At 67.2% G+C, this 23,187-nt stretch carries 19 protein-coding genes; 4 read left to right on the top strand and 15 right to left on the bottom strand.

Going from position 1 to position 23,187, the window contains the following annotated elements:
• Positions 1-28: 28 nt before the first annotated feature.
• Complete coding sequence (locus MBR110_RS04515; protein ID WP_034192694.1) at positions 29-2,389, bottom strand: LPS-assembly protein LptD; 2,361 nt, start codon at positions 2,387-2,389, stop codon at positions 29-31.
• A gap of 223 nt (positions 2,390-2,612) precedes the next feature.
• Between MBR110_RS04515 and MBR110_RS04510 the strand changes: the two genes are divergently transcribed.
• The gene (locus MBR110_RS04510; RefSeq protein ID WP_175899768.1) at positions 2,613-3,662 is read left to right on the top strand and encodes an aminoglycoside phosphotransferase family protein; all 1,050 of its coding nucleotides are present in this window, start codon (positions 2,613-2,615) and stop codon (positions 3,660-3,662) included.
• Positions 3,663-3,684: 22 nt separating this feature from the next.
• Entirely contained in the window at positions 3,685-4,404 is a 720-nt protein-coding gene (gene murU, locus MBR110_RS04505; RefSeq protein WP_059735418.1) for an N-acetylmuramate alpha-1-phosphate uridylyltransferase MurU, read from the top strand.
• A gap of 241 nt (positions 4,405-4,645) precedes the next feature.
• On the opposite strand, the gene MBR110_RS04500 is transcribed toward murU, so the two are convergent.
• Positions 4,646-6,517, bottom strand: a complete 1,872-nt coding sequence (locus MBR110_RS04500) for an ABCB family ABC transporter ATP-binding protein/permease (RefSeq protein ID WP_041493985.1) — start codon at positions 6,515-6,517, stop codon at positions 4,646-4,648.
• Between the two features lie 173 nt (positions 6,518-6,690).
• On the opposite strand from MBR110_RS04500, the gene MBR110_RS04495 reads away from it, so the two are divergent.
• The gene (locus MBR110_RS04495; protein ID WP_014723611.1) at positions 6,691-7,086 is read left to right on the top strand and encodes an acyl-CoA thioesterase; all 396 of its coding nucleotides are present in this window, start codon (positions 6,691-6,693) and stop codon (positions 7,084-7,086) included.
• Positions 7,087-7,120: 34 nt separating this feature from the next.
• On the opposite strand, the gene MBR110_RS04490 is transcribed toward MBR110_RS04495, so the two are convergent.
• On the bottom strand, positions 7,121-7,603 hold the full coding sequence (locus MBR110_RS04490) for a nitrate reductase associated protein (protein WP_059461494.1): 483 nt from the start codon (positions 7,601-7,603) through the stop codon (positions 7,121-7,123).
• Between the two features lie 79 nt (positions 7,604-7,682).
• On the opposite strand from MBR110_RS04490, the gene fdhD reads away from it, so the two are divergent.
• On the top strand, positions 7,683-8,546 hold the full coding sequence (fdhD, locus tag MBR110_RS04485; RefSeq protein WP_232356056.1) for a formate dehydrogenase accessory sulfurtransferase FdhD: 864 nt from the start codon (positions 7,683-7,685) through the stop codon (positions 8,544-8,546).
• Here the strand turns inward: fdhD and MBR110_RS04480 are convergent.
• The 12 genes from MBR110_RS04480 to nudB all read right to left on the bottom strand — a co-directional run bounded on the left by MBR110_RS04480 (position 8,531) and on the right by nudB (position 23,151).
• The gene (locus MBR110_RS04480) at positions 8,531-9,697 is read right to left on the bottom strand and encodes a fatty acid desaturase (protein WP_059474997.1); all 1,167 of its coding nucleotides are present in this window, start codon (positions 9,695-9,697) and stop codon (positions 8,531-8,533) included. The genes fdhD and MBR110_RS04480 overlap by 16 nt on opposite strands.
• A 52-nt stretch (positions 9,698-9,749) precedes the next feature.
• Positions 9,750-10,082 carry a cytochrome o ubiquinol oxidase subunit IV gene (cyoD, locus tag MBR110_RS04475; RefSeq protein WP_059455747.1) on the bottom strand — a complete coding sequence of 111 codons (333 nt, stop codon included), beginning with the start codon at positions 10,080-10,082 and terminating at the stop codon, positions 9,750-9,752.
• The gene (cyoC, locus tag MBR110_RS04470; RefSeq protein WP_011885984.1) at positions 10,083-10,694 is read right to left on the bottom strand and encodes a cytochrome o ubiquinol oxidase subunit III; all 612 of its coding nucleotides are present in this window, start codon (positions 10,692-10,694) and stop codon (positions 10,083-10,085) included.
• Positions 10,694-12,706 carry a cytochrome o ubiquinol oxidase subunit I gene (gene cyoB / locus MBR110_RS04465; protein ID WP_059622613.1) on the bottom strand — a complete coding sequence of 671 codons (2,013 nt, stop codon included), beginning with the start codon at positions 12,704-12,706 and terminating at the stop codon, positions 10,694-10,696. The genes cyoC and cyoB overlap by 1 nt, the downstream gene beginning before the upstream one ends.
• A gap of 3 nt (positions 12,707-12,709) precedes the next feature.
• The gene (cyoA, locus tag MBR110_RS04460) at positions 12,710-13,600 is read right to left on the bottom strand and encodes a ubiquinol oxidase subunit II (RefSeq protein WP_014723614.1); all 891 of its coding nucleotides are present in this window, start codon (positions 13,598-13,600) and stop codon (positions 12,710-12,712) included.
• Positions 13,601-14,117: 517 nt separating this feature from the next.
• Positions 14,118-14,885 (bottom strand): enoyl-CoA hydratase, encoded by a 768-nt coding sequence (locus MBR110_RS04455; protein WP_034192697.1) that lies wholly within the window; start codon positions 14,883-14,885, stop codon positions 14,118-14,120.
• Between the two features lie 91 nt (positions 14,886-14,976).
• The gene (locus MBR110_RS04450) at positions 14,977-16,176 is read right to left on the bottom strand and encodes an acetyl-CoA C-acyltransferase (protein WP_011885988.1); all 1,200 of its coding nucleotides are present in this window, start codon (positions 16,174-16,176) and stop codon (positions 14,977-14,979) included.
• A gap of 26 nt (positions 16,177-16,202) precedes the next feature.
• Positions 16,203-18,638, bottom strand: coding sequence for a 3-hydroxyacyl-CoA dehydrogenase/enoyl-CoA hydratase family protein (locus MBR110_RS04445; protein WP_059461495.1), 2,436 nt, complete (start codon positions 18,636-18,638; stop codon positions 16,203-16,205).
• 113 nt (positions 18,639-18,751) lie between these two features.
• Positions 18,752-20,539 (bottom strand): acyl-CoA dehydrogenase C-terminal domain-containing protein, encoded by a 1,788-nt coding sequence (locus tag MBR110_RS04440; protein ID WP_034192699.1) that lies wholly within the window; start codon positions 20,537-20,539, stop codon positions 18,752-18,754.
• Positions 20,540-20,596: 57 nt separating this feature from the next.
• Positions 20,597-21,196, bottom strand: a complete 600-nt coding sequence (locus tag MBR110_RS04435; RefSeq protein WP_011885991.1) for a TetR/AcrR family transcriptional regulator — start codon at positions 21,194-21,196, stop codon at positions 20,597-20,599.
• Positions 21,197-21,385: 189 nt separating this feature from the next.
• Complete coding sequence (clsB, locus tag MBR110_RS04430; RefSeq protein ID WP_011885992.1) at positions 21,386-22,660, bottom strand: cardiolipin synthase ClsB; 1,275 nt, start codon at positions 22,658-22,660, stop codon at positions 21,386-21,388.
• Positions 22,657-23,151, bottom strand: a complete 495-nt coding sequence (gene nudB, locus MBR110_RS04425; RefSeq protein ID WP_011885993.1) for a dihydroneopterin triphosphate diphosphatase — start codon at positions 23,149-23,151, stop codon at positions 22,657-22,659. Before nudB ends, clsB begins: the two co-directional genes overlap by 4 nt.
• Positions 23,152-23,187 lie beyond the last annotated feature (36 nt).

Below are 23,187 nucleotides of genomic sequence, written 5' to 3'. Positions count from 1 at the left end.
CGTGCTGACCGGTGCGGACAAGCCGGCGTTACTCGTAGTTGCTGAAGCGGGACATCGGCGGCGGCGCGGACGGCAGCGGCTGGTAGCCCGGCACGCCGGCGCGGAAGGCGGCGACGAGCCCGTTGTCGATGCTCGACAGCCCCTTCAACGTGAGCTGCATCATGAAGCGCGTCGACGAGTTCTGCTGCCCCGACGTGTTCACGCCGTTCGCGTACCGCTGGATCCCGACGCCGAGCGCCCAGCAATCCGCGTCGTATTGTAAGCCGAGCAGACCGTCGACGACCCGATCGGCGGCCAGGTCGTAGTTGAAGCGACCGACCGCATACAGGCGCCGCGTGAGCGGCCATTGCGCGGACACCAGGAACTGGTTGATCGGCTGGTTGTCGAGCGTCGTGTTCGAGCGCGTATAGCGGTAGCCGACGTTGATCACGCGGCGCTCGCCCGGGCTGAAGCCGAAACCGATGCTCGACTTCACGAGCTGGTTGTTGTTCTGGTTGTACTGGAACGCCGTCTCCGACATGAAGCCGGAGCCGAGCTTCAGCGCCGCGCCGACGATCAGGTCGGAATGGCGCGCCAGCACGCCGCTCTGGTTCGAGTTCAGCGCCACGCGCTGATTCGCGAAGTAGTACTGCTGCGCGACCACGAAGCGCGCGCGCTCGTCGCCGGTACGCGGATCGATGAAGCGCGAGGTCAGGCCGGCCGTGATCCGGTTCGCGTCCGCGATCCGGTCGTTGCCGACGAACGTGTTCGGCTGGTAGATCTCCGCGAGCCCGAAATCCGACTCGGCGGTATCGAACAGCGGCGCGTTCGACTGGTCGCGATACGGCGTGTAGACGTAGTACAGGCGCGGCTCGAGCGTCTGGATGAAGTCCTGGCCGAACAGATGGACCGAGCGGTCGAAGATCAGGCCCGAGTCGAAGCTCACGGTCGGGATCGACTCGGTGAAGTGCTTCGGGCTGTTCGGCGTGCTCGACGACAGATGGTTCAGGTCGTACGACGCGAGGTGGTACTGGACCTTCGGCACGACGAAGTAGCCGGGCCCGTACACGCCGTAGGCGATGTACGGATTGAAGACGATCCGGTCGCCTTCGGTCGAATCGGCGGTCGTGATGCGAAAGCGCGAATAGTCGGCTTCCGCGCCGAAGTCGAAGCCGCCGACGTTGTACTTCGTGTACTTCACGTTCAACTGCGGCTCGCGGCTGTACGGCGAGATCGACGGCGGCAGCGTCTGCCAGTGCTGGTAGCGCGCGAGCACCGACCACGGACCCTTGTTGTACGTGATGCCGGCTTCCTGCTGGTACAGCGTCTGCGTCCCGTTGATGAACTGGTTCATCGACCCAAGGTCTTCGGGATAGGTATTGTCCGAGACCTTGTTGTAGTAGACGTAGCCGGCGAAACCGCTGCCGAAGTTCTGCTGGTGCTGCCAGTAGATCGCGTAGCGGTTGCGGTGCGCGAGGCGGTCGTCCGGCAGGTAGTTGGCCGTGAACGTGCCCGAGTACGACGGCGACAGATAGCGGAACGTCGCTTCCGTCTGCACGCCGCGCCGCGAGATGATGCGCGGCGTGATCGTCAGGTCGCGGTTCGGCGCGATGTTGAAGTAGTACGGCAGCGACAGCTCGAACCCGTTGTTCGAGTTCATCGAGAAGGTCGGCGGCAGCAGGCCGCTGCGCCGGTCGCCCGACAGCGGGAACGTGAGCCACGGGCTCGCGAAGATCGGCACGCCCTGGAAGAACAGCACGCCGTTGCGCGCGGTGCCTTCGTCGGCGCCCGTATCGAAGTCGAAGCGGCTGCCCTTGATGTACCACGCGGGATCGGTCGCGCACTGGCATGCGGTGTAGGTGCCGTTCACGAACACCGAGCGCTCGCTGTCGAGCAGGTCGACGCGCTCCGCGCTGCCCGAGCCGCCCGTCACGTTGAAGTGGTACTTCGGCGCCGTCATGAAGCCCTGGTTCGCCTCGACCTTCAGATGCGCCTCGGGGCCAGCGAACGACGTGCCGCCGTTGATCACCCTCACCTGGCCGTACGCGTCGGCCATGTCGGTGTCCTGATCGTAGTGGATCGCGTCGGCCTTCACGACCGCGTCGCCGCGGCGCAGCTCGGCCGAGCCCTTCGCGGCCAGATCCTGCTCGGCCGTGCCGCTCGTGTGGTCGGCGATCACGAAGGCGGCCGGCTTCGCGCCGTCCTTCAGCGGGTGATCCTCGAGCTGCGGGGCAAGGCGCAGGTCCCACGGCGAGCCGAGCGGCTGCGGTTGCGCGGCCGCGCCCGACAACTGCGCGTACGACACGGCCGGCACGAGGCCGGGCACGGCCAGGAGCGCGAGCGCGAGCCGCCTTTTGCGCGGCGCCCCGTCACCGGGGAAGACATTCGGGAATAGCGGTTTGGGCGGCATCTATCGTTTGGCGAATCGCCCCTTGTCAACCGTCGCTGCACGGCACCGCCGCGCTCGGCGGGCCGCACCGTCGCACCGCGACTGCGGCTGAGCGCAAACCGGGAAGGCGAGCGGGCGGACGGCGCGACAGGCAACTGGCCGGTGCGGCGGAAGCTGACGCGGGGCGCGTCAAAAAAGTCGTGGGGTATTATATGGCAAGACGTTCCCCCCTCCGCCGAGTTTCATGACGCCCCCATCCGCCGCATCCCAGCCCGACGCCCGCCTCGACGCGCTCACCGCGTGGCTGCGCCCGCTCGCCGAGCGCCACGCGCTCGATCTGTCCACCCTCGCGCCCGCGTCTTCGGACGCCAGTTTCCGCCGCTATTTCCGCGTCGCGTCGGCAAACAGCCCGGGCGGCTCGCTGATCGCGGTCGACGCGCCGCCGCCCGAGAAGTGCCGCGAGTTCGTCCAGGTCGCGCAACTGCTCGCCGCGGCCGGCAACCACGTGCCCGAGGTACTGGCCCACGACTTCGACGCCGGCTTCATGCTCGTGACCGACCTCGGCCGCACGTCGTACATCTCGGTGCTCGATCCGGCCGATCCGGCTGCCGCACGCGGGCTGATGCGCGCCGCGCTCGACGCGCTGATCCGCTTCCAGCTGGCGTCGGCGCCCGACGTGCTGCCGCCGTTCGACGAGACGTTCCTGCGCCGCGAGATGGAGCTGCTGCCCGAATGGCTGATCGGCCGGCACCTCGGCAAACCGGTCGACGACGCGATGCGCGGCACGCTCGACCGCACGTTCGCGCTGCTGATCGCGAGCGCCCGCGCGCAGCCGCAGGGCTTCATGCTGCGCGACTTCATGCCGCGCAACCTGATGGTGTGCGAGCCGAACCCCGGCGTGCTGGACTTCCAGGACGCCGTGTACGGGCCGCTGACCTACGACGTCGTGTCGCTGCTGCGCGACGCGTTCATCAGCTGGGACGAGGAGTTCGAACTCGACTGCTTCGCGTATTACTGGGAAAAGGCGAAGAAGGCCGGCCTGCCGGTCGATCCGGATTTCGGCGAGTTCTACCGCCAGCTCGAATGGATGGGGCTGCAGCGCCACATCAAGATTCTCGGCCTGTTCGCGCGGATCAACTATCGCGACGGCAAGCCGCATTACCTGGCCGACCTGCCGCGCTTCGTCGCCTATGCACGCAAGGTCGCGCTGCGCTACCGTCCGCTCGTGCCGTTCGCGAAGCTGCTCGACGAGCTCGAGGGCAAGGGCGCGGCCGATGTCGGCTACACGTTCTGAGCGCCCGCACGACCTGCCGAACATGAGCACGACCCTGACCACCGCGATGATCTTCGCCGCCGGGCGCGGCGAACGGATGCGCCCGCTGACCGACACCCGCCCGAAACCGTTGCTCGAAGCCGGCGGCAAGCCGCTGATCGTCTGGCAGATCGAGGCGCTCGCGCGCGCCGGCATCGACACGATCGTGATCAACCACGCGTGGCTCGGCGCGCAGGTCGAGGCGGCGCTCGGCGACGGTTCGCGCTGGGGCGTGCGGCTCGCGTATTCGGCCGAGCGCGAAGCGCTCGAGACCGCCGGCGGCATCGCGCAGGCGCTGCCGCTGCTCGAGCGCGACGGCCGGCCGACGGTGTTCGCCGCCGTCAGCGGCGACGTGTTCTGCGAATTCGACTACCGCACGCTCGCGTCGCGCGCGGCGCCGATGGCCGCGCTCGAAGCGCCCGCGATGCACCTGGTGATGGTCCCGAACCCGCCGTTCCATCCGGCCGGCGACTTCGCGCTCGGCGACGACGACCGCCTGTCGCTCGACGGCCCCGCGCGGCTCACGTTCGGCAACATCGGCCTGTACGACACGCGGATGTTCCGCGATCTCGAACCCGGCACGCGGCGCGCGCTGACGCCGTACTATCGTGCGGCGATCGAAGCGGGCCGCGCGACCGGCGAACGGTACGACGGCGTGTGGGAGAACGTCGGCACGCCGGCGCAGCTCGGTGAACTCGATGCGCGGCTGCGGGCCGCGGGTTGATCGATACGCGGGGCGGCGCGGCATGACGCGACGCGGTGGGCGGGTGCCGCATGCGGCGGCATCGTCCCGGCGGTCGACGACCACCGGCAGGCCTTGAATCGGCGCGGATCGCCGCGCCGGGCAACGCGGCGATAACGGCGCACCGCCTCACCGCCTCACCGCCTCACCGCCCGCAGCGTAGCGCGCGCCCTCGGCACGCACCGCAACATCCGCGCTCGCAAACAACACCTCAAGCAACAACTCAAGCAGCCTCCGCCGCCTCCCCACCCGTCGCCGCACGCTGCTGCTGCAGCGTCCACATCTGCGCATACAGCCCGTCCGCTTGCACGAGTTCGTCGTGCGTGCCGCGCTCGACGATGCGCCCGTGGTCCATCACGAGAATCTGCTGCGCGTGCACGACCGTCGACAGCCGGTGCGCGATCACCAGCGTGGTCCGGTGCCGGGCGATCTGGTCGAGCTCCTGCTGGATCGCGCGCTCAGAGCGCGAATCGAGCGCGGAGGTCGCCTCGTCGAACAGCAGGATCGGCGGGTTCTTCAGCAGCGTGCGCGCGATCGCGACGCGCTGCTTCTCGCCGCCCGACAATTTCAGCCCGCGCTCGCCGACCGGTGTGTCATAGCCCTTCGGCAGGCTTTCGATGAAGTCGTGGATGTGCGCGGCGCGCGCGGCCGCGATCACTTCGTCGCGGCTCGCGCTCGGGCGGCCGTACGCGATGTTGTAGTAGATCGAGTCGTTGAACAGCACGGTGTCCTGCGGCACGATGCCGATCGAGGCGCGCAGCGAGTCCTGCGTGACGTCGCGGATGTCCTGCCCGTCGATCCGGATCGCGCCGCCCGTGTGCCGGTCGAGGTCGTAGAAGCGAAACAGCAGCCGCGACAGCGTCGACTTGCCCGACCCGCTATGGCCGACCACCGCGGTCGTCGTGCCCGCATCGATCGTGAACGACACGTCGTGCAGGATCGGCCGCGCCGGCTCGTATGCGAAGTTCACGTGCTCGAAGCGCACCTGCGCGCCGGCCACCGCGAGCGCGCGCGCGTCGGGCAGATCCGCGACTTCCTTCGCAGCCGACAGCAGCCCGAACATCCGGTCCATGTCGGTGAGGCTCTGCTTGAGCTCCCGATAGACGACGCCGAGAAAATTCAGCGGGATGTACAACTGCAGCATGAACGTGTTGATCAGCACCAGATCGCCGAGCGTCAGCTTGCCGGCCAGCACGCCCTGCGTCGCGCGCCACAGGATGAACACGAGCCCCGTGCCGATGATCGCCTGCTGCCCGAAGTTCAGCAGCGACAGCGAATTCTGCGAGCGGATCGCGGCCTGGCGGTAGCGCTTCAGGTTCTCGTCGTAGCGCTGCGTCTCCCACTCCTCGTTGCCGAAGTACTTGACCGTTTCGTAATTGATCAGCGAGTCGATCGCCCGCGAGTTCGCGCGCGAATCGAGCTCGTTCATCGTGCGGCGGAAGTGCGTGCGCCAGTTGGTGACCTTCACGGTGAACACGATGTAGGTGACGAGCGCCGCGAACGTCACGTACGCGTAATACGCTTCGTACTTGACCACGAAGAAGCCGAGCACGAGGCCGACCTCGACGAGCGTCGGCAGGATGCTGTACAGCGAATAGGAAATCAGCTGCTGAATGCCGCGGGTGCCGCGCTCGATGTCGCGCGACATGCCGCCCGTCTGGCGTTCGAGATGGAACCGCAGCGACAGCCCGTGCAGATGCCGGAACACCTGCAGCGCGAGCTGGCGCACCGCGCTCTCGGTCACCTTCGAGAACAGAATTTCGCGCAACTCGGTAAACAGCGACGTCGACAGCCGCACCAGCGCATAGGCCACCACGAGCAGCCCGACGCCGCCCGCGAGCACGATGCCGGCCGACTGCTCGGCGCGGCCGAGCGCGGTGAGCTGCTGCACGGCGGACAGATGATCGACGATGCGCTTCATCACGACCGGCACGCCGAGGTTCGCGACCTTCGCGCCGATCAGGCAGCCGAGCGCGAGCGCGACGCGCCATTTGTAGGTCGCGAGGTAAGGCAGCAGCGAGCGGATGGTCTGCCAGTCGTTGCGGGGCCCGGTGGGAGCCGGCGCGGGCTCGCCGGAAGCGGAATATCGGCGCATGGGGAGGATCGGCGGCGGCGTCAGGCGCATGGCTGCGGCGGCCCGCTCGCCCGCTTTCTCGTACAATTTATGGTCGTTGTATTGTCGCAGAAGCCGCTACGCGCCGCTGCCGGCGGCCCGGCCGGCCGGGCTGCGCGCGGCGGCGCATTTATTACAGGATGAAAGCCCCCGCCATGACCGATCCGATCCTCGAGCTCCCGCAGAAACAGCCCGCCCTGCGCGTCGTCCCGCAACCGCACGACGCCAACGTCCACGGCGACGTGTTCGGCGGCTGGATCATGTCGCAGGTCGACATCGCCGGCTCGATTCCGGCGAGCCAGCGTGCCAACGGCCGCGTCGCGACGGTCGCGGTCAATTCGTTCGTGTTCAAGCAGCCGGTGTTCGTCGGCGACGTGCTGAGCTTCTACGCGACGATCATGCGCACCGGCAACACGTCGGTGACGGTCGACGTCGAGGTGTACGCGCAGCGCATGCGGCTGATGGGCGAAATCGTGAAGGTCACCGAAGCCACGCTCACCTACGTCGCAACCGGCGCCGACCGCAAGCCGCGGCCGCTGCCGCCGCTGTGACCGGCAGCCGCGCCGACGGGCCGCAGCAGGCGCGTCAGTGCGCAGCCGTCAGCCCGAACTCGTGCATCGCCGGCACGAAATCGTGGTTCAGCGTCGGCTTGCGCGACAGCTTCATCAGCACGTAGCGCTGAAACGGCGCGAGCTGCTGCCACTGCGCCAGCGCGGGCGGCGGCAGCCCGGCCAGCGCGCTTTGCTGCACCAGCGCATCGGGCACCGAGCCGGTGTCGCGCCAGCCCGGCTGCTCGTCCGGCTGAAACCACGACGGCTCGAGATCGGCATGCGTGCGCAGCATCTCGAACAGCGCGTGATCGAAATTGGGCTCGATCGCGGTATCGTCGTCGGCGGGAAAGCGTGCGAGCAGCTTGCGGTCCTCCAGCGGCAGCAGCTGCCACTGCTCGAGCGAGATGCGCAGACCGAAGCGGTCGAGATTGAAGCGCACGATCATCGGGATGTACGTCAGGTTTTCCGACGAATCGTGTTCGAAATCGAATAGCAGCGGAGCGTCGCTGAGTCCCATGGTCGTTACCTGAGTGTCGGATGCCGGCGCGGCCGGCCTGCCTGAGGTATTTTAGAACCTCCGGGCGCGCGCGGCCGACATGATCGACGCCGCAACCGCCCCATCCACCGGAGTGCCCGTGAATCCGACTGACACAGAAGAACCGCGCGGCGCGATCGAGTTGCCGGTGCGTCGCACGCGCGGCGGCGCGGTCGAGGCCGCGCACGATTACGTCGGCCAGGAATGGCCGGTCGCGCTCGTCTTCAACGGCATCTCGCATGCGGTGATGATGTGTACGCCGCGCGACCTCGAGGCGTTCGCGGTCGGCTTCGCGATCTCCGAAGGGATCGTCGAGCGCGGCAGCGACATCAAGGACATCGACGTGAGCGTGCACGCCGACGCGCCGCTGCCGTATGCGCAGGTGCACCTCGAAGTGGTCCAGCAGGCGTTCGCCGCGCTGAAGGAGCGGCGCCGCGCGCTCGCCGGCCGCACCGGCTGCGGCGTGTGCGGCATCGAAAGCATCGACCTGCTCGATCTCGCGCCGGAGCGCGTGCCCGACACCGGCTTTCTCGCGCGCGTCGCGCCCGACGCGCTCGCGCGCGCCGCACGCGCGCTACCGGCCCATCAGGCGCTCACGCAGCTGACCGGCGGCCTGCATGCGGCCGCGTGGTGCGATGCAACGGGCGCGATCCGCACCGCGTTCGAGGACGTCGGCCGCCACAACGCGCTCGACAAGCTGATCGGTTCGCTGGTGCTCGCGCGCGCCGACCTGACCGACGGCTTCGTGTTTTTGTCGAGCCGCGCGAGCTACGAACTGGTGCGCAAGTCGGCGCGCGTCGGCATTCCGATGGTCGCGACGATCTCGGCGCCGTCGTCGCTCGCGGTCACGATCGCAAAGACGGCCGGCCTGCGGCTGGTGAGCTTCTGCCGCGAGACCGGCCACGTGGATTACGGCACCGCGTGAGCGGTCGCGGCCGGCGCATGGTTCGCCGTGTCGGCCGCATCGGACGCCGCACGCTGCACCGTGTGCACCTCGGGCGCCGCATCGCTCGTGCGCTTGCCGCGATAGTCGGTCCACAGCTTGAGGTCGGTGTCGTAGAGCTTGCAGCGGCGCGCCGTGTCGAAGTACCAGCGCAGGCTGAAGCGCTGCACGACGATCCGGCCGGGCAGCATGTCTTCCAGCTTCGTCTGCGCCGGCTTGAGCCGGTACAGCGGCACGCTCATGTCGACGTGATGCGCGGTGTGCTCCATGATGTGATGCAGCAGGCCGCCGATGCCGAACGGGAACGTCAGGTGCAGCGTGGTCGACACGAACGGCGCGGCGTTCGACCATTCGGCGCGGTTCGCGTGCCATGCGATGCGCGGGTCGGTATGGTGCACGTACACGACGAAGCCGATCATCGAACACCAGAACAGGAACGGCACGAGCACGCCGGTCGCGAGCAGCAGCGCGACCGATTGATGCGTGCGCAGCGCGACCGCGACGACGGCGGCGATCCACACGGCGGCGAAAGCCGTCACCAGCAGGCAGTCGCGCCGGAACACCGGCCGCGACGCGCCGATATAGCCGCGGCTCGGGAAGTACATCCGCAGCCACCAGATCTCGACGAGATAGTAGAGGCCCGGCGCCCAGCCGCTCCGGTAGATGCGATCGAGCAGCCGGCGCGTCGGCGACAGCGCGGCGAACTCCGCCGGCGTATGCGGCGCCCAGACGAAGTCGAAGCCCTTCAGGTTCGTATAGCCGTGGTGCACGACGTTGTGCCCGACTTCCCACAGGCTGTATGGCGTCAGCGACGGCAGAAACGCGATGCGGCCGAGCCAGCGGTTCAGCCCGCGGTTCGGCGTGAGGCTCTGATGGCACGCGTCGTGCCCGATGATGAACAGTCGCCCGGTGATGAAGCCGGCCGCCATCCCGCAGACGATCTTGCCGACGATCGAGCCGAGCAGCAGCGCGCCGGCGAACGCGGCGAACAGCAGCAGGTAATCGAGCACCAGCAGCAGGATCGGGCGCGCGATCTCGCGCGTGGCGAACGGCACGAGCCAGGCGCGGATGACCTTGCGATGCGGGATCGGCTCGTCGGCGCGAACCGGAGTATGAGTATCGTGATTGTTCATGATGCGGAGAAGGCGCGCGGTACGCGCGCCTGAAAAGGGGAAGCCGCGCCGCTTAGCGCGACATCATGTTCATGCTGACGTTGTGCATCACCCACAATGTCCCGACGATCAGGATCAGCGCGGTCAGCACCGTATAGCTGAACGCCATCACGTTCCAGCGCTGGCTCGACGCGGTGTTCATGTGCAGGAAGCACACCAGATGCACGAGGATCTGCGCGAACGCGAGCACCGCGAGCGCGATGAGCGCCGCCTTCGGCGCGAGCACGCCTGCCATCACCAGCCCGAACGACGCTGCCGTGAGCAGCACCGACAGCACGAAGCCGACGACGTAGCCACGGGCCGTGCCGTGCGCTTCGTCGTGGTGGATGAGTTCCGAATGAGCCATTTAGATCACGCTCGCGAGGTAGACGAAGGAGAACACGCAGATCCAGACGATGTCGAGGAAGTGCCAGAAGAGGCTCAGGCACGTGAGACGCCGCACGTCGCGCTCGGTCATGCCCGAGCCGCGCGCCATCTGCACGACCAGCACCACCATCCACAACAGGCCGACCGCCACGTGCAGCCCGTGCGTGCCGACCAGCGCGAAGAACGCCGACAGGAACGCGCTGCGCTGCGGGCCTGCGCCGTCGGCGATCAGGTGCGAGAACTCGCGCAGTTCCATCGCGAGAAACGCGGCGCCCAGCACGAACGTCACCGCGAGCCACACGAACACGGCGCCGCGCCGGCGGCGCTGCGCGCCGAGCATCGCGAAGCCGTACGTGATGCTCGACAGCAGCAGCGCGGCCGTCTCGAGCGCGACGCCCGGAATGTCGAACAGGTCCTTCGCGGTCGGACCGCCCGCGAACTGGTTGCCGAGCACGGCGAACGTGGCGAACAGCGACGCGAAGATCACGCAGTCCGTCATCAGGTACAGCCAGAAGCCGAACACCGAATGCGACGGCGGATGGTGGTGCGCGGCCGCATGAGGGGCGGCGCCCGACAGAGATTGATACGACATCAGTTCGTCTCCAGTTCAACTTCCGGCGCCGCGGCGCCGAGCTGCACGCCCGCGCGTTGTTCCTCGATGCGGCGGACGGTGTCCGCCGGAATGTAATAGCCGTCGTTGTCCTGCGCGCTGTACAGCACCACCGTCGCGACGATGCCGACGAGCGCGGCGATCGCGAGCCACCAGATGTGCCAGACGAGCGCGAAGCCGAGCAGCAGGCTGAAGATGCCGACGAAGAAGCCCGCGCTCGTGTTCGACGGCATGTGAATGTCGTCGTAGCGGACGTTCTTGCCGAGGCCGAGCCCGAGGCCCTTCGCCTTGCGATACGCGAGCTCGTCGAGTTCGTGCACGTTCGGGATCACCGCGAAGTTGTAGACCGCGGGCGGCGACGACGTCGCCCATTCGAGCGTGCGGCCGTTCCACGGGTCGCCGGTCGCGTCGCGATACTGCGGCTGGTGACGATTGCGCCAGCCGACCCACACCGATGCGACCTGGCAGAGCACGCCGAGCGCGATCAGCACGACGCCGCACGCGGCGGCCACCAGCCACGGATGCCATGCCGGGTTGTCGTAGTGGTTCAGACGGCGCGTCATGCCCATGAAGCCGAGCACGTACAGCGGCACGAACGATGCGTAGAAGCCGAGGAACCAGCACCAGAACGCGCGCTTGCCGAACTTCTCGTCGAGCCGGAACCCGAACACCTTCGGGAACCAGTAATGCACGCCTGCGAAGTAGCCGAACACGACGCCGCCGATGATCGCGTTGTGGAAATGCGCGATCAGGAACAGGCTGTTGTGCAGCACGAAGTCGGCGCCCGGAATCGCCATCATCACGCCGGTCATCCCGCCGAGCGTGAACGTCACCATGAAGCCGATCGTCCACAGCACGGGCGTCGTGAATTCGATGCGGCCGCGGTACATCGTGAACAGCCAGTTGAAGATCTTCACGCCGGTCGGGATCGCGATGACCATCGTCATGATCCCGAAGAACGCGTTGACGTCGGCGCCCGAGCCCATCGTGAAGAAGTGATGCAGCCACACCAGGAACGCGAGCACCATGATCACGCACGACGCGTAGACCATCGTCTTGTAGCCGAACAGCGGCTTCTTCGCGAAGGTCGCGATCACTTCCGAATAGATGCCGAACGCGGGCAGCACGAGGATGTACACCTCCGGATGGCCCCACGCCCAGATCAGGTTCAGGTACAGCATCGCGTTGCCGCCGGCATCGTTCGTGAAGAAGTGCATGTCGAGGTAGCGATCGAGCCCGAGCAGCGCGAGCGCGACCGTCAGGATCGGGAACGTCGCCATGATCAGCACGTTCGAGCACAGCGCCGTCCACGTGAACACCGGCATCTTCATCAGCGTCATGCCGGGCGCGCGCATCTTGACGATCGTCACGAAGAAGTTGATCGCGGTGATCAGCGTGCCGACGCCCGAGATCTGCAGCGCCCACAGGTAGTAGTCGACCCCTACGCCCGGACTGAACTGCAGCTCCGACAGCGGCGGATAGGCGAGCCAGCCCGTCTGCGCGAATTCGCCGATCACGAGCGAGATGTTCATCAGGATCGCGGCGACCGCCGTCATCCAGAAGGACAGCGAATTCAGGAACGGGAACGCGACGTCGCGCGCGCCGATCTGCAGCGGCACGATCAGGTTGAAGAACGCGACCAGCAGCGCCATCGCCATGAAGAAGATCATGATCACGCCGTGCGCGGTGAAGACCTGGTCATAGTGATGCGGCGGCAGATAGCCGGGCGAGTTGTATGCGAGCGCGAGCTGCAGGCGCATCATCACGGCGTCCGCGAAGCCGCGCAGCAGCATCAGCACCGCGACGATCAGATACATCACGCCGATCTTCTTGTGGTCGACCGACGTCAGCCACTCGCTCCACAGCCATTTCCACCGTCCGGTCACCGTCAGCGCGGCGACGATGCCGAACACGACGAGCCCCATGAACGCGCTCGCGCCCATGATGATGGGCTGATCGAACGGGATCGCCGATAGTGTGAGTTTGCCTAGCATGCGTTACCCCTTCGTCGTGCAGGCGGCGTCCTTCGGATCGAGGACATGGCCGTTGTTGTACTTCGCGATGATGTTGTGGAACAGCTTCGGGTCCACCGACGAGAAATAGCGCACCGGCGCCTTCTCGCTCGGCTGCGCGACCGTGCCGTACGCGGTCATGTCGAGCCGGTCCGCCGACGCCTTCACTTTCTGCACCCACGCGTCGAACTGCTCGCGCGGCTCGGCGAGCGTGCGGAACTTCATGTCCGAGAAGCCGCGACCGCTGTAGTTCGCGGACACGCCGGCGTAGTCGCCGGCTTCGTCGGCGATCAGGTGCAGGCGCGTCTGCATGCCGGCCATCGCATAGACCTGCGTGCCGAGTTGCGGGATGAAGAACGAATTCATCACCGAATCGGACGTGATGCGGAAGTTCACCGGCGTGCCGACGGGAATCGCGAGCTGGTTCACCGACGCGATGCCGAGCTGCGGATAGATGAACAGCCACTTCCAGTCGAGCGCGACGACTTCGACGTCGATCGGCTTGACCGACGACTCGAGCGGCCGGTACGGGTCGAGTTCGTGCGTCGTGCGCCACGTGAGCACGCCGAGGAACAGGATGATCAGCGTCGGGACCGTCCAGATCACGACTTCGATCGCGGTCGAGTGCGACCAGTTCGGCGCGTAGGTCGCGTTGCGGTTGGATGCGCGATAGCGCCATGCAAACCACAGCGTGAGCAGGATCACCGGGACCACGACGATCAGCATCGTCCACGTGGCCGTCGCGATCAGCGACTTTTCCGCGACGCCGACGGCGCCCTTCGGATCGAGCACGTGGAGGTCGCTGCATCCGGCGAGTCCAGCCAGCAGCCCGATGGCGGGTGCCGCACGCGCCCCGCCGGTGATTCGTCCGATCATTGTTCGTTCGCCTGATTGTCGTTGAGGAGTACCACCGGTCGCGCGCCGCCGTCGCGCGACGCAGCCGGCCGCGGCGACCCGACCGCGAACTGTACGGAAATTTGCGGCAGCGCAACTTGACGGCGGACAAGGTTTGCCGTTGCGAGCGGGAGCGGGTCGCGGTAGGCGGGGCGGGATTTTTGGTGGTTGTCGCTGTTGCCGGGGCTCGCGGCGCGGCGTGGGGCCGCGTTCAGGCTGGGGGCAGGAGCGAAGGCGCTACACCGCGACGTGAGTGTCGGCGGGGAGCACGGTAGTAGATATGGGGGACGATCGCGCGCGGCGATCGGCGACGATTGCCGCGGTATGGCGTGCCACGCGAACGCGCGGCGATGCGGGATCGAACCGAGATGCCGCTCGGCGCGTCTTCCCTACGCGCCGATGACGGGCCGCGCGGCGAGCCGCCGGCCGGCCCGAGCGTCCCGCTCGGCCGCGCCGGGCCGCGCGCTCGTTCTGGATCGCGAAGCGTTCGCGCCGCGTATCAGTCGAATTGCCGAAAATCCGGCTTCCGCTTCTCGAAAAAGGCCGTCATCGCCTCGCGCGCTTCCGGCGCGCGCAGCATCGCCGAGAAATGCGCAGCCTCCTCCGCCATCCGCGCGGCCACCGCGACGCCGCCGGTATCCTTGAGCAGCGCCTTCGTCACGCGCAGCGACGACGCGGGCAGTGCCGCCAGCTTCGCGGCCTGCTTCGCCGCGAACGCGTCGAGTTCGGCCGCCGGCAGCACGCGATTGACGATGCCGATCCGGTGCGCCTCCAGCGCGTCGAACGGCTCGCCGAGCAGCAGCTTTTCGGCGGCGATCTGATGTCCGGCCAGCCGCGGCAACAGCACGCTCGACGCGGCCTCCGGGCACAGCCCGAGCTGCGCGAACGGCAGCGAGAACGTCGCGGTGTCGGCCGCATAGACGAGATCGCAGTGCAACAGCATCGTCACGCCGACGCCGACCGCGATGCCCGGCACCGCCGCGACGATCGGCTTCGCCGCGCCGCTGATGCGGCCGAGGAACTGGAACACCGGCGCGTGCTCGTCCGTCGGCGGCGCCTTCAGGAAATCCTCCAGATCGTTACCCGAGCTGAAATTGCCGTCGCTGCCGCGCAGCAGGATCGCGCGGATCGCGTTGTCCTCGTGCGCATCGGCGAGCGCATCGGCCATCGTCTGGTACATCGCCGCGGTCAGCGCGTTCTTCTTCGCCGCCCGCGCGATCGTGATCGTGATCACGCCGTCGGCGCGCTCCACTTGAATTTCGGCCACAACCGTCTCCTTTGACTTTCCCCTACCGGAATGAAAAACGGTGCGCGAGCTCGTGGCCCGCGCACCGTCGTCGCTGCTCGTCGCGTCCCGCTTACAGGCGTTCGATGATGCCCGCCGCACCCATGCCGGTGCCGACGCACATCGTGACCATCCCGTACTTCAGGTTGCGGCGGCGCAGCCCGTGCACGACGGTCGCCGCGCGGATCGCGCCGGTCGCGCCGAGCGGATGGCCGAGCGCGATCGCGCCGCCCACCGGGTTGACCTTCGACGGATCGAGGCCGAGATCGCGGATCACCGCCAGCGATTGCGCGGCGAACGCCTCGTTCAGCTCGATCCAGTCGATGTCGTCCTGCTTCAGGCCCGCTGCCTTCAGCGCGGCCGGGATCGCTTCCTTCGGCCCGATGCCCATGATTTGCGGCGGCACGCCGCGCACCGCGAAGCTCACGAAACGCGCGAGCGGCGTCAGGTTGAACTCCTTCAGCACCTTCTCCGACACGACCAGCAGCGCGCCCGCGCCGTCGGACGTCTGCGAGCTGTTGCCGGCCGTGACCGAGCCCTTGTTCGCGAACACCGTGCGCAGCTTCGCGAGGCCCTCGAGCGACGTATCGGCACGCGGGCCTTCGTCGAGCGCGATCTCGCGGGTCTTCACGTCGACTTCGCCGGTCGCGAGGTTCGGGAAGCGCTCGGTGATCGTGTACGCGGCGATCTCGTCGCCGAATTCGCCGGCCTGCTGCGCGGCGAGCGCCTTGCGGTGCGATTCGACCGAGAACGCGTCCTGGTCTTCACGGCTCACCTTCCACTGCTCGGCCACGCGCTCGGCGGTCAGGCCCATGCCGTACGCGATGCCGAAGTCTTCGCTGCGATCGAAGATGTGCGGCGACATCGACGGCTTGTTGCCCATCATCGGCACCATGCTCATCGATTCGCAGCCGCCCGCGAGCAGCGCCTCCGACTCGCCGACGCGAATGCGGTCGGCCGCCATCGCGAGCGCCGTGATGCCCGACGCGCAGAAGCGGTTGACCGTCACGCCGCCGACCGTCTGCGGCAGCCCGGCGAGCAGCGCGCCCATGCGCGCGACGTTCAGTCCCTGCTCGGCTTCGGGAATCGCACAGCCGATGATCGCGTCCTCGATCAGCTTCGTGTCGAAGCCCGGCACCTGCGCGATCGTCGACTTGATCGCGTGAACCAGCAGCTCGTCGGGGCGCGTGTTCTTGAAGACACCGCGCGGGGCCTTGCCGATCGGGGTGCGGCTGGCGGCGACGATGTATGCGTCTTGCAGTTGTTTGCTCATTTGAAGCTCCTTGTCGGCTCGCTCACTCAGTTACGCACCGGCTTGCCGGTCTGCAACATGCCCATGATCCGCTCCTGCGTCTTCTGCGTGCCGAGCAGCTCGACGAACGCGCGGCGCTCGAGCGCGAGCAGCCATTGCTCGTCGACGAGGCTGCCGGCTTCGACGTCGCCGCCGCACACCACTTCGGCGATGCGGCTCGCGATCAGGAAGTCGTGGTCGCTGATGAAGCGGCCGTCGCGCATGTTGACGAGCGACGCCTTGATCGTCGCGATCGCCGAGCGGCCGGCGACCGGCACGTCCTTCGCGCGCAACGGCGCGCGATAACCGGTCGCGGCCAGCGCGCGCGCTTCCTTCTTCGCAGTGTCGAGCAGCTCGAACACGTTGAAGACGATCGTGTCGGACGGCTTCACGTAGCCCATCGCGCGCGCGTCGTGCGCGGAGCTCGACACCTTCGCCATCGCCGCGTTCTCGAACGACTTAGTGACGAACTTCAGGATGTCGGTCGTCGCGTTCGCGGCCGTGGCGGCGTCCGCCGCGCGCAGCGCCGCTTCCTTCAGGCCGCCGCCGGCCGGCACGAGGCCGACGCCCACTTCGACGAGCCCGATGTAGCTCTCGACGTGCACGACGCGCTTCGCGCTGTGCAGCATCAGCTCGCAACCGCCGCCGAGCGCGATGCCCGACACGGCCGCGACCACCGGCACGTTCGCGTACTTCACGCGCAGCATGCCTTCCTGGAACTTCTTCACGAACGGCTCGATGCCCTTCGCGCCGCCCATCATGAACGCGGGCATCGCCTCCTCGAGGTTCGCGCCGGCCGAGAACGGACCGCCCGGCGTGCCGAGCTTCAGCGACGTCGGCTGCCAGATCACGACGCCCTTGTAATCCTGCTCCGCGAGCTCGATCGCCTGCACGAGGCCGTCGATCACACTCGGCCCGATCGTGTTCATCTTCGACTTGAACGACACGATCACGACGTCGTCCTCGCCCGCGCGGTCGTCGACCCATGCACGCACCGCATCGGTTTCGAACAGCGTCTTGCCGTAGGTCTTCGGGTCCGCGCCAGTTTCGCCGATCAGCGGAGCGCGGAACACCTGCTTGCCGTAGACGGCAAGATCCGAGCGCGGCACGAAGCGCTTCGACGCCGGCGCCCACGAGCCCTCGGCCGTATGCACGCCGCCCTTCTCGGCGACCGGGCCTTCGAGCACCCACGACGGCAGCGGCACGTTGGCGAGCGCCTTGCCGGCCGCGATGTCTTCCTGCACCCACTCGGCGACCTGCTTCCAGCCGGCGGCCTGCCAGCCTTCGAACGGACCTTCGTTCCAGCCGAAGCCCCAGCGGATCGCGAGGTCGACGTCGCGCGCGTTGTCGGCGATCGACTCGAGGTGCACGCCGATGTAGTGGAACACGTCGCGGAAGATCGACCACAGGAACTGCGCATGCGGATGGTCCGTCTCGCGCAGCAGCTTCAGGCGTTCCGCCGGCGGGCGCTTCAGGATGCGGCCGACGGTTTCGTCCGCCTTCGCGCCCGAGTCGACGTAGGCGCCCGTCTTCGCGTCGAGCACCTTGATCGCCTTGCCTTCCTTCTTGTAGAAGCCGTCGCCGGTCTTCTGGCCGAGCGCGCCCTGCTTCACCAGTTCGGCGAGCACCGCGGGCGTTTCGTAGACCGGGAAGAACGGATCGTCGGCGAGGTTGTCCTGCATCGTCTTGATCACGTGCGCCATCGTATCGAGGCCGACCACGTCCGCGGTGCGGAACGTCGCCGACTTCGCGCGGCCGAGGCGGGCGCCGGTCAGATCGTCGACTTCGTCGAAGCGCAGGCCGAACTTCGCGGCCTCGGCGATCACCGCGAGGATCGAGAAGATGCCGACGCGGTTCGCGATGAAGTTCGGCGTGTCCTTCGCGCGCACGACGCCCTTGCCGACGACGCTCGTCAGGAACGTCTCGAGCTGGTCGAGGATCTCCGGGCGCGTATGCGCGGTCGGGATCAGCTCGACGAGGTGCATGTAGCGCGGCGGGTTGAAGAAGTGCACGCCGCAGAAGCGTGCCTTCAGCTCGTCGGAGAAGCCTTCGGACAGCTTCGTGATCGACAGGCCCGACGTGTTGGTCGCGAAGATCGCGTTCGGCCCGATATGCGGTGCGACCTTCTTGTACAGGTCGTGCTTCCAGTCCATCCGCTCGGCGATCGCTTCGATCACGACGTCGCATTCGGCCAGCTTCGCGATGTCGTCCTCGTAGTTCGCGGCTTCGAGGTATTTCGCGTCGTCCTTCACGCCGAACGGCGCGGGCGACAGCTTCTTCAGATTCTCGATCGCCTTCAGCGCGATCGCGTTTTTCGGGCCTTCCTTGGCCGGCAGGTCGAACAGCAGCACCGGCACGCGCGCGTTGACGAGATGCGCGGCGATCTGCGCGCCCATCACGCCGGCGCCGAGCACGGCGACCTTGCGAATCAGAAAATTGCTCACGGGATGTCTCCGGATAGTGCCGTGCAGCGCGGGTTATGAGGGCTGCGCGGCGAAGTGAGTACCAGGAACCGTTGCGTTCGGGCGGCGCGCGATGCGCACCGCCCGGACTCGCGTCAGAACAGCGATTCGTCGACTTCCATCAGCGTCTTCGATCCGGCGCGCGCGGCGCGGATCGTCGCAGCCGTTTCGGGCAGCAGGCGCGCGAAGTAGAAGCGGGCCGTCGCGAGCTTCGACTTGTAGAACGGGTCGCCCGACGCTTCGTGATCGAGCGCGATGCGCGCCATGCGCGCCCAGAAGTACGAGAACACCAGATGACCGACGGTACGCAGGTACGGCACGGCAGCCGCGCCCACTTCGTCCGGGTTCTGCATCGCCTTCATGCCGATTTCCATCGTCAGCTTCTGCACCTTCTCGCCGATGTCGGCGAGCGGGTTGATGAACTCGGCCATCTCCGGCTTCACGCCTTCGGCTTCCGCGAATTCGGTCACGAGCTTGCCGAACTTCTTCAGCTTCGCACCCATGTCGCCGAGCACCTTGCGGCCCAGCAGGTCGAGCGACTGGATCGAGTTCGTGCCTTCGTAGATCATGTTGATCCGCGCGTCGCGCACGTACTGCTCCATGCCCCACTCGGAGATGAAGCCGTGGCCGCCGTAGATCTGCATCGCGTGGTTGGTCGACTCGAACGCGTTGTCGGTCAGGAACGCCTTGATGATCGGCGTGAGCAGCGCGACGAGGTCGGCGGCTTCCTTGCGCACCGCTTCGTCGGCGTGCGACAGCTCCTTGTCGATCTGCAGCGCCGACCAGTACGTGAACGCGCGCGCGCCTTCCGCATAGGCCTTCTGCGTGAGCAGCATGCGGCGCACGTCCGGGTGGACGATGATCGGGTCGGCCGGCTTGTCCGGCGCCTTCGGGCCGGTCAGCGAGCGCATCTGCAGGCGTTCCTTCGCGTAGGTCAGCGAGTTCTGGTACGCCACTTCGGTGAGACCGAGGCCCTGCATGCCGACGCCCAGGCGCGCGGCATTCATCATCACGAACATCGCGTTGAGGCCCTTGTTCGGCTCGCCGACCATCCAGCCCTTCGCGCCGTCGAGGTTCATCACGCACGTCGAGTTGCCGTGGATGCCCATCTTGTGCTCGATCGAACCGCACTTGATGCCGTTGCGCTCGCCCGGCTCGCCCGACGCGTCCGGAATGAACTTCGGCACGATGAACAGCGAGATGCCCTTGGTGCCTTGCGGCGCGTCCGGCAGGCGCGCGAGCACGAGGTGGACGATGTTCTTCGACATGTCGTGCTCGCCGCTCGAGATGAAGATCTTCGTGCCGCTGATCGAGTACGAGCCGTCGCCGTTCGGTTCGGCCTTGGTGCGCAGGATGCCGAGGTCGGTGCCGCAGTGCGGCTCGGTCAGGCACATCGTGCCGGTCCATTCGCCGGACACGAGCTTCGGCAGATATTGCTGCTGCAGCTCCGGCGCGCCGTGGGCGTGCAGGCATTCGTACGCGCCGTGCGACAGGCCGGGATACATCGTCCAGGCCTGGTTCGCCGAGTTCAGCATTTCGTAGAGCGCGTTGTTGACGAACGCGGGCAGGCCCTGGCCGCCGTATTCCGGGTCGCAGCCGAGCGCGGGCCAGCCGGCCTCGACGTACTGGCGGTACGCTTCCTTGAAGCCGGTCGGCGTCTTCACGACGCCGTCGCCTTCATAGGTACAGCCTTCCCGATCGCCGACCTGGTTCAGCGGGAACAGCACCTCGGAGCAGAACTTGCCCGCTTCCTCCAGGACCTGGTTGATCGTGTCGGCGTCGAGGTCCGCATGCCGCGGCATTTGCTTGACCTCGGCTTCGACGTTCAGAAGCTCGTGCAACACGAATTGCATGTCGCGCAGCGGCGCGGCGTACTGTCCCATGACTCTCTCCAAAGGTGGGCAAAACGGCTCGAGCTCCTGGCGGCGGTTCCCGCGCCGCTAACGGCTCTCGCTCTGATACGAAACGATCGTCTTTTCCAGCGCGGCCCACGTGAGGCGCACGGCATCCGGCGAATGCAGGAAGCGTGCGTCGTGATGCAGGCCGAGCGTGAAGCTGTACAACTCGAAGAGCATCAGGTCCGGATCGGAATCCGCACGCAGATGGCCCTCTTCCTTCGCCTGCGAAATGGCGCGCAGCAACGCGGCACGCCAGGCGGTCACGCTCGCGATCAACTGCTCGCGCACCGGGCTGTCCGGCCGGTCGTCGTACTCGACGGCCCCGCTGATGTAGATGCAGCCAGTCGTCACCTCCTGGATGCGCTTCTCGATCCAGCGCGCCAGCATCGCCCGCAGGCGCGGCAAACCGCGCGGCTCGCGCAGGCTCGGAAAGAACACCTCGTTCTCGAAACGATGGTGATATTCGCGGACGACCTCGACCTGCAGATCCTCGCGCGATCCGAAGTGCGCGAACACGCCGCTCTTGCTCATCTGCATGCGCTCGGCCAGCAGGCCGATCGTCAGCCCCTCCAGCCCGTCACGGCTGGCGAGATCCAAAGCAGCTTCGAGTATCGCGGCACGCGTCTGTTCGCCTTTTCGCATAGCTTTTTCTGTAACCGTTCGGGGGGTCGAATAAAATCGAACGGCCGTACTATTATTGAGTGCGGCCGCTCGTGAAACAAGGAAATTATTAGAAACCGGTGTCTAACCGAGCCGCTATTTTGCGCGATTCCGGCGGGACCGGAGCGGCTTTTCCGCACGAACGTGCGGACAGATTTTTGAAGCGGGCGCTTAGTCGTAACCGCCGACCGTCAGCGCCTTCATCACGAGGCGGTACGTGTTGTACGCGAGCCAGTTCAGGATACGCTCGATGCGCGGCCGCGTCGCGTACAGCGCGGCGTCGATTTCGCGGCCTTCGGCGAACGCGGCGCCGATCGCGTCGCGCAGCTCGTTGGTGACCTTGTCGTAGCGCACCAGCACCACGTTGGCCTCATTGTTCAACATCAGGCTCAACGCGTCCAGATTCGACGAACCGACCGTCGCCCAATTGTCGTCGATCACGGCCACCTTGCCATGCAGGATCGTCTTGTCGTATTCCGCCACGCGCACGCCGGCGCGCAGCAGCGCGTGGTACAGGAACGGCACCGCGGCGTCGAGCGCGGTGAACTCCTTGCGGCCGATCAGGATGCGCACGTCGACGCCGCGGCGCGCCGCGCGCGTCAATGCGCGGCGCAGCTTGCGACCCGGCATGAAATAAGGATTCGCGAGCAGGATCTGCGCGCGCGCCTTGCCGATCGCGGCGAGATACGCCTTCTCGATCGCGCGGCGGTTCACGACGTTGTCGCGCGCGACGAACGCGACGCTCGGCTCGGTCACGACCCGCAGCGCGCCGGCCTTGATCCAGCGATGGTTGCGCATCCAGCGCCGGAACATGTCCGGGAACGCTTCGCCGCCGTGCAGCCCGGCCGCGTACTGCGCATACGGCTTGTGGCCGAAGCGGATGCGGTGCCATTGCAGCTCGAACGCGGCGCGCACGTCGGCCACCGCCGGCCCGGCCATCTCGACCGCGAAATCCCAGCGCGGAAACGGCAGCGTCGCGCTGCCCTGCGTGTAGTCGTCGACGATGTTGATGCCGCCGCAGAACGCGACCGCATGATCGATCACCGCGAGCTTGCGGTGCGTGCGCGAGAAGCCGAAGCGGCCGAACAGATAGCGGTTGTAGATGCTGTGCTCGACGCCGGCCGCGGCCCAGGCGTCGAACAGCGGCAGGCGCGCGGTGCCGACGCCGTCGGTGATCACGCGCACGCGCACGCCGCGCTGCGTCGCGCGGATCAATGCGTCCGACACCGGCCGGCCGGCCGCGTCGTCGCAGAAGATGTAGGTTTCGAGCATCACCTGCTCGCGCGCCGCGTCGATCCGCTCGATCAGCGCGTGGAAGAATTCGGCGCCGGTTTCGCACAGCCGCACCGTGTTGCCGGTCGTGAACGCGAGCCGCGATGCGGAGCCGCGCTCCTGCAGGAACATCTGCCGCAATTGCGCGAAGCGCTTGCGGGCCTGCCCATTCATGCGGACGAGCCGTGCGTCGCGCCGGCGAGCGCGACGCGCACCGGCAGTTGCAGGATCGCCTCGGCGTTCGACGGCGAAAAGCAGCGCGCGGCCGCTTCACGGTACGGCAGCCACGCGTAGTCGACGTGCTCGCGCGGCGACAGCGTCACGTCGACACGCCGCGGCACGCACAGCCCGAACCAGTGCTCGACGTTGCGCGTGACGCCCGGCGCATAGCGATGCAGGTATTGCGGATAGATCGCGTATTCGATCCGATGGCGCCAGTCGGTCAGCGCGGCGGCCGGCACGTCGTGCGAGCCGACCGCGATGCCGGTTTCCTCGACGACTTCCCGCGCGGCGGTGAGCGCGAGCGGCTCGTCGGGCGTGTCCTTCGAGCCGGTCACCGATTGCCAGAAGTCGGGCTGATCGGCGCGCTTGATCACCAGCACGTCGAGTTCGGGCGTGTAGATCACGACGAGAACGGATTCGGGGATTTTCGGCGGCTTCGTCATCGTTGTTTCATGCGGCACAGGGCCGTGCGCCGGGCC

Origin of the sequence: Burkholderia sp. MBR-1 (genome assembly GCF_013822785.1) — a bacterium.
Taxonomy (GTDB): Bacteria; Pseudomonadota; Gammaproteobacteria; order Burkholderiales; family Burkholderiaceae; genus Burkholderia; species Burkholderia vietnamiensis.
Note: the sequence above shows the minus strand (reverse complement) of the source record. Positions and strands in the feature narration are given on the sequence as shown.

Coding starts and splice junctions, on each gene's coding strand:
- MBR110_RS04515 (WP_034192694.1), bottom strand. CDS start 2,389: ATGCCGCCCAAACCGCTATTCCCGAATGTCTTCCCCGGTGACGGGGCG.
- MBR110_RS04495 (WP_014723611.1), top strand. CDS start 6,691: ATGACCGATCCGATCCTCGAGCTCCCGCAGAAACAGCCCGCCCTGCGC.
- MBR110_RS04435 (WP_011885991.1), bottom strand. CDS start 21,196: ATGCGAAAAGGCGAACAGACGCGTGCCGCGATACTCGAAGCTGCTTTG.
- cyoA (WP_014723614.1), bottom strand. CDS start 13,600: ATGATCGGACGAATCACCGGCGGGGCGCGTGCGGCACCCGCCATCGGG.
- MBR110_RS04510 (WP_175899768.1), top strand. CDS start 2,613: ATGACGCCCCCATCCGCCGCATCCCAGCCCGACGCCCGCCTCGACGCG.
- MBR110_RS04490 (WP_059461494.1), bottom strand. CDS start 7,603: ATGGGACTCAGCGACGCTCCGCTGCTATTCGATTTCGAACACGATTCG.
- cyoD (WP_059455747.1), bottom strand. CDS start 10,082: ATGGCTCATTCGGAACTCATCCACCACGACGAAGCGCACGGCACGGCC.
- nudB (WP_011885993.1), bottom strand. CDS start 23,151: ATGACGAAGCCGCCGAAAATCCCCGAATCCGTTCTCGTCGTGATCTAC.
- fdhD (WP_232356056.1), top strand. CDS start 7,683: ATGATCGACGCCGCAACCGCCCCATCCACCGGAGTGCCCGTGAATCCG.
- cyoB (WP_059622613.1), bottom strand. CDS start 12,706: ATGCTAGGCAAACTCACACTATCGGCGATCCCGTTCGATCAGCCCATC.
- cyoC (WP_011885984.1), bottom strand. CDS start 10,694: ATGTCGTATCAATCTCTGTCGGGCGCCGCCCCTCATGCGGCCGCGCAC.
- murU (WP_059735418.1), top strand. CDS start 3,685: ATGAGCACGACCCTGACCACCGCGATGATCTTCGCCGCCGGGCGCGGC.
- MBR110_RS04500 (WP_041493985.1), bottom strand. CDS start 6,517: ATGCGCCGATATTCCGCTTCCGGCGAGCCCGCGCCGGCTCCCACCGGG.
- MBR110_RS04440 (WP_034192699.1), bottom strand. CDS start 20,539: ATGGGACAGTACGCCGCGCCGCTGCGCGACATGCAATTCGTGTTGCAC.
- MBR110_RS04450 (WP_011885988.1), bottom strand. CDS start 16,176: ATGAGCAAACAACTGCAAGACGCATACATCGTCGCCGCCAGCCGCACC.
- clsB (WP_011885992.1), bottom strand. CDS start 22,660: ATGAATGGGCAGGCCCGCAAGCGCTTCGCGCAATTGCGGCAGATGTTC.
- MBR110_RS04480 (WP_059474997.1), bottom strand. CDS start 9,697: ATGAACAATCACGATACTCATACTCCGGTTCGCGCCGACGAGCCGATC.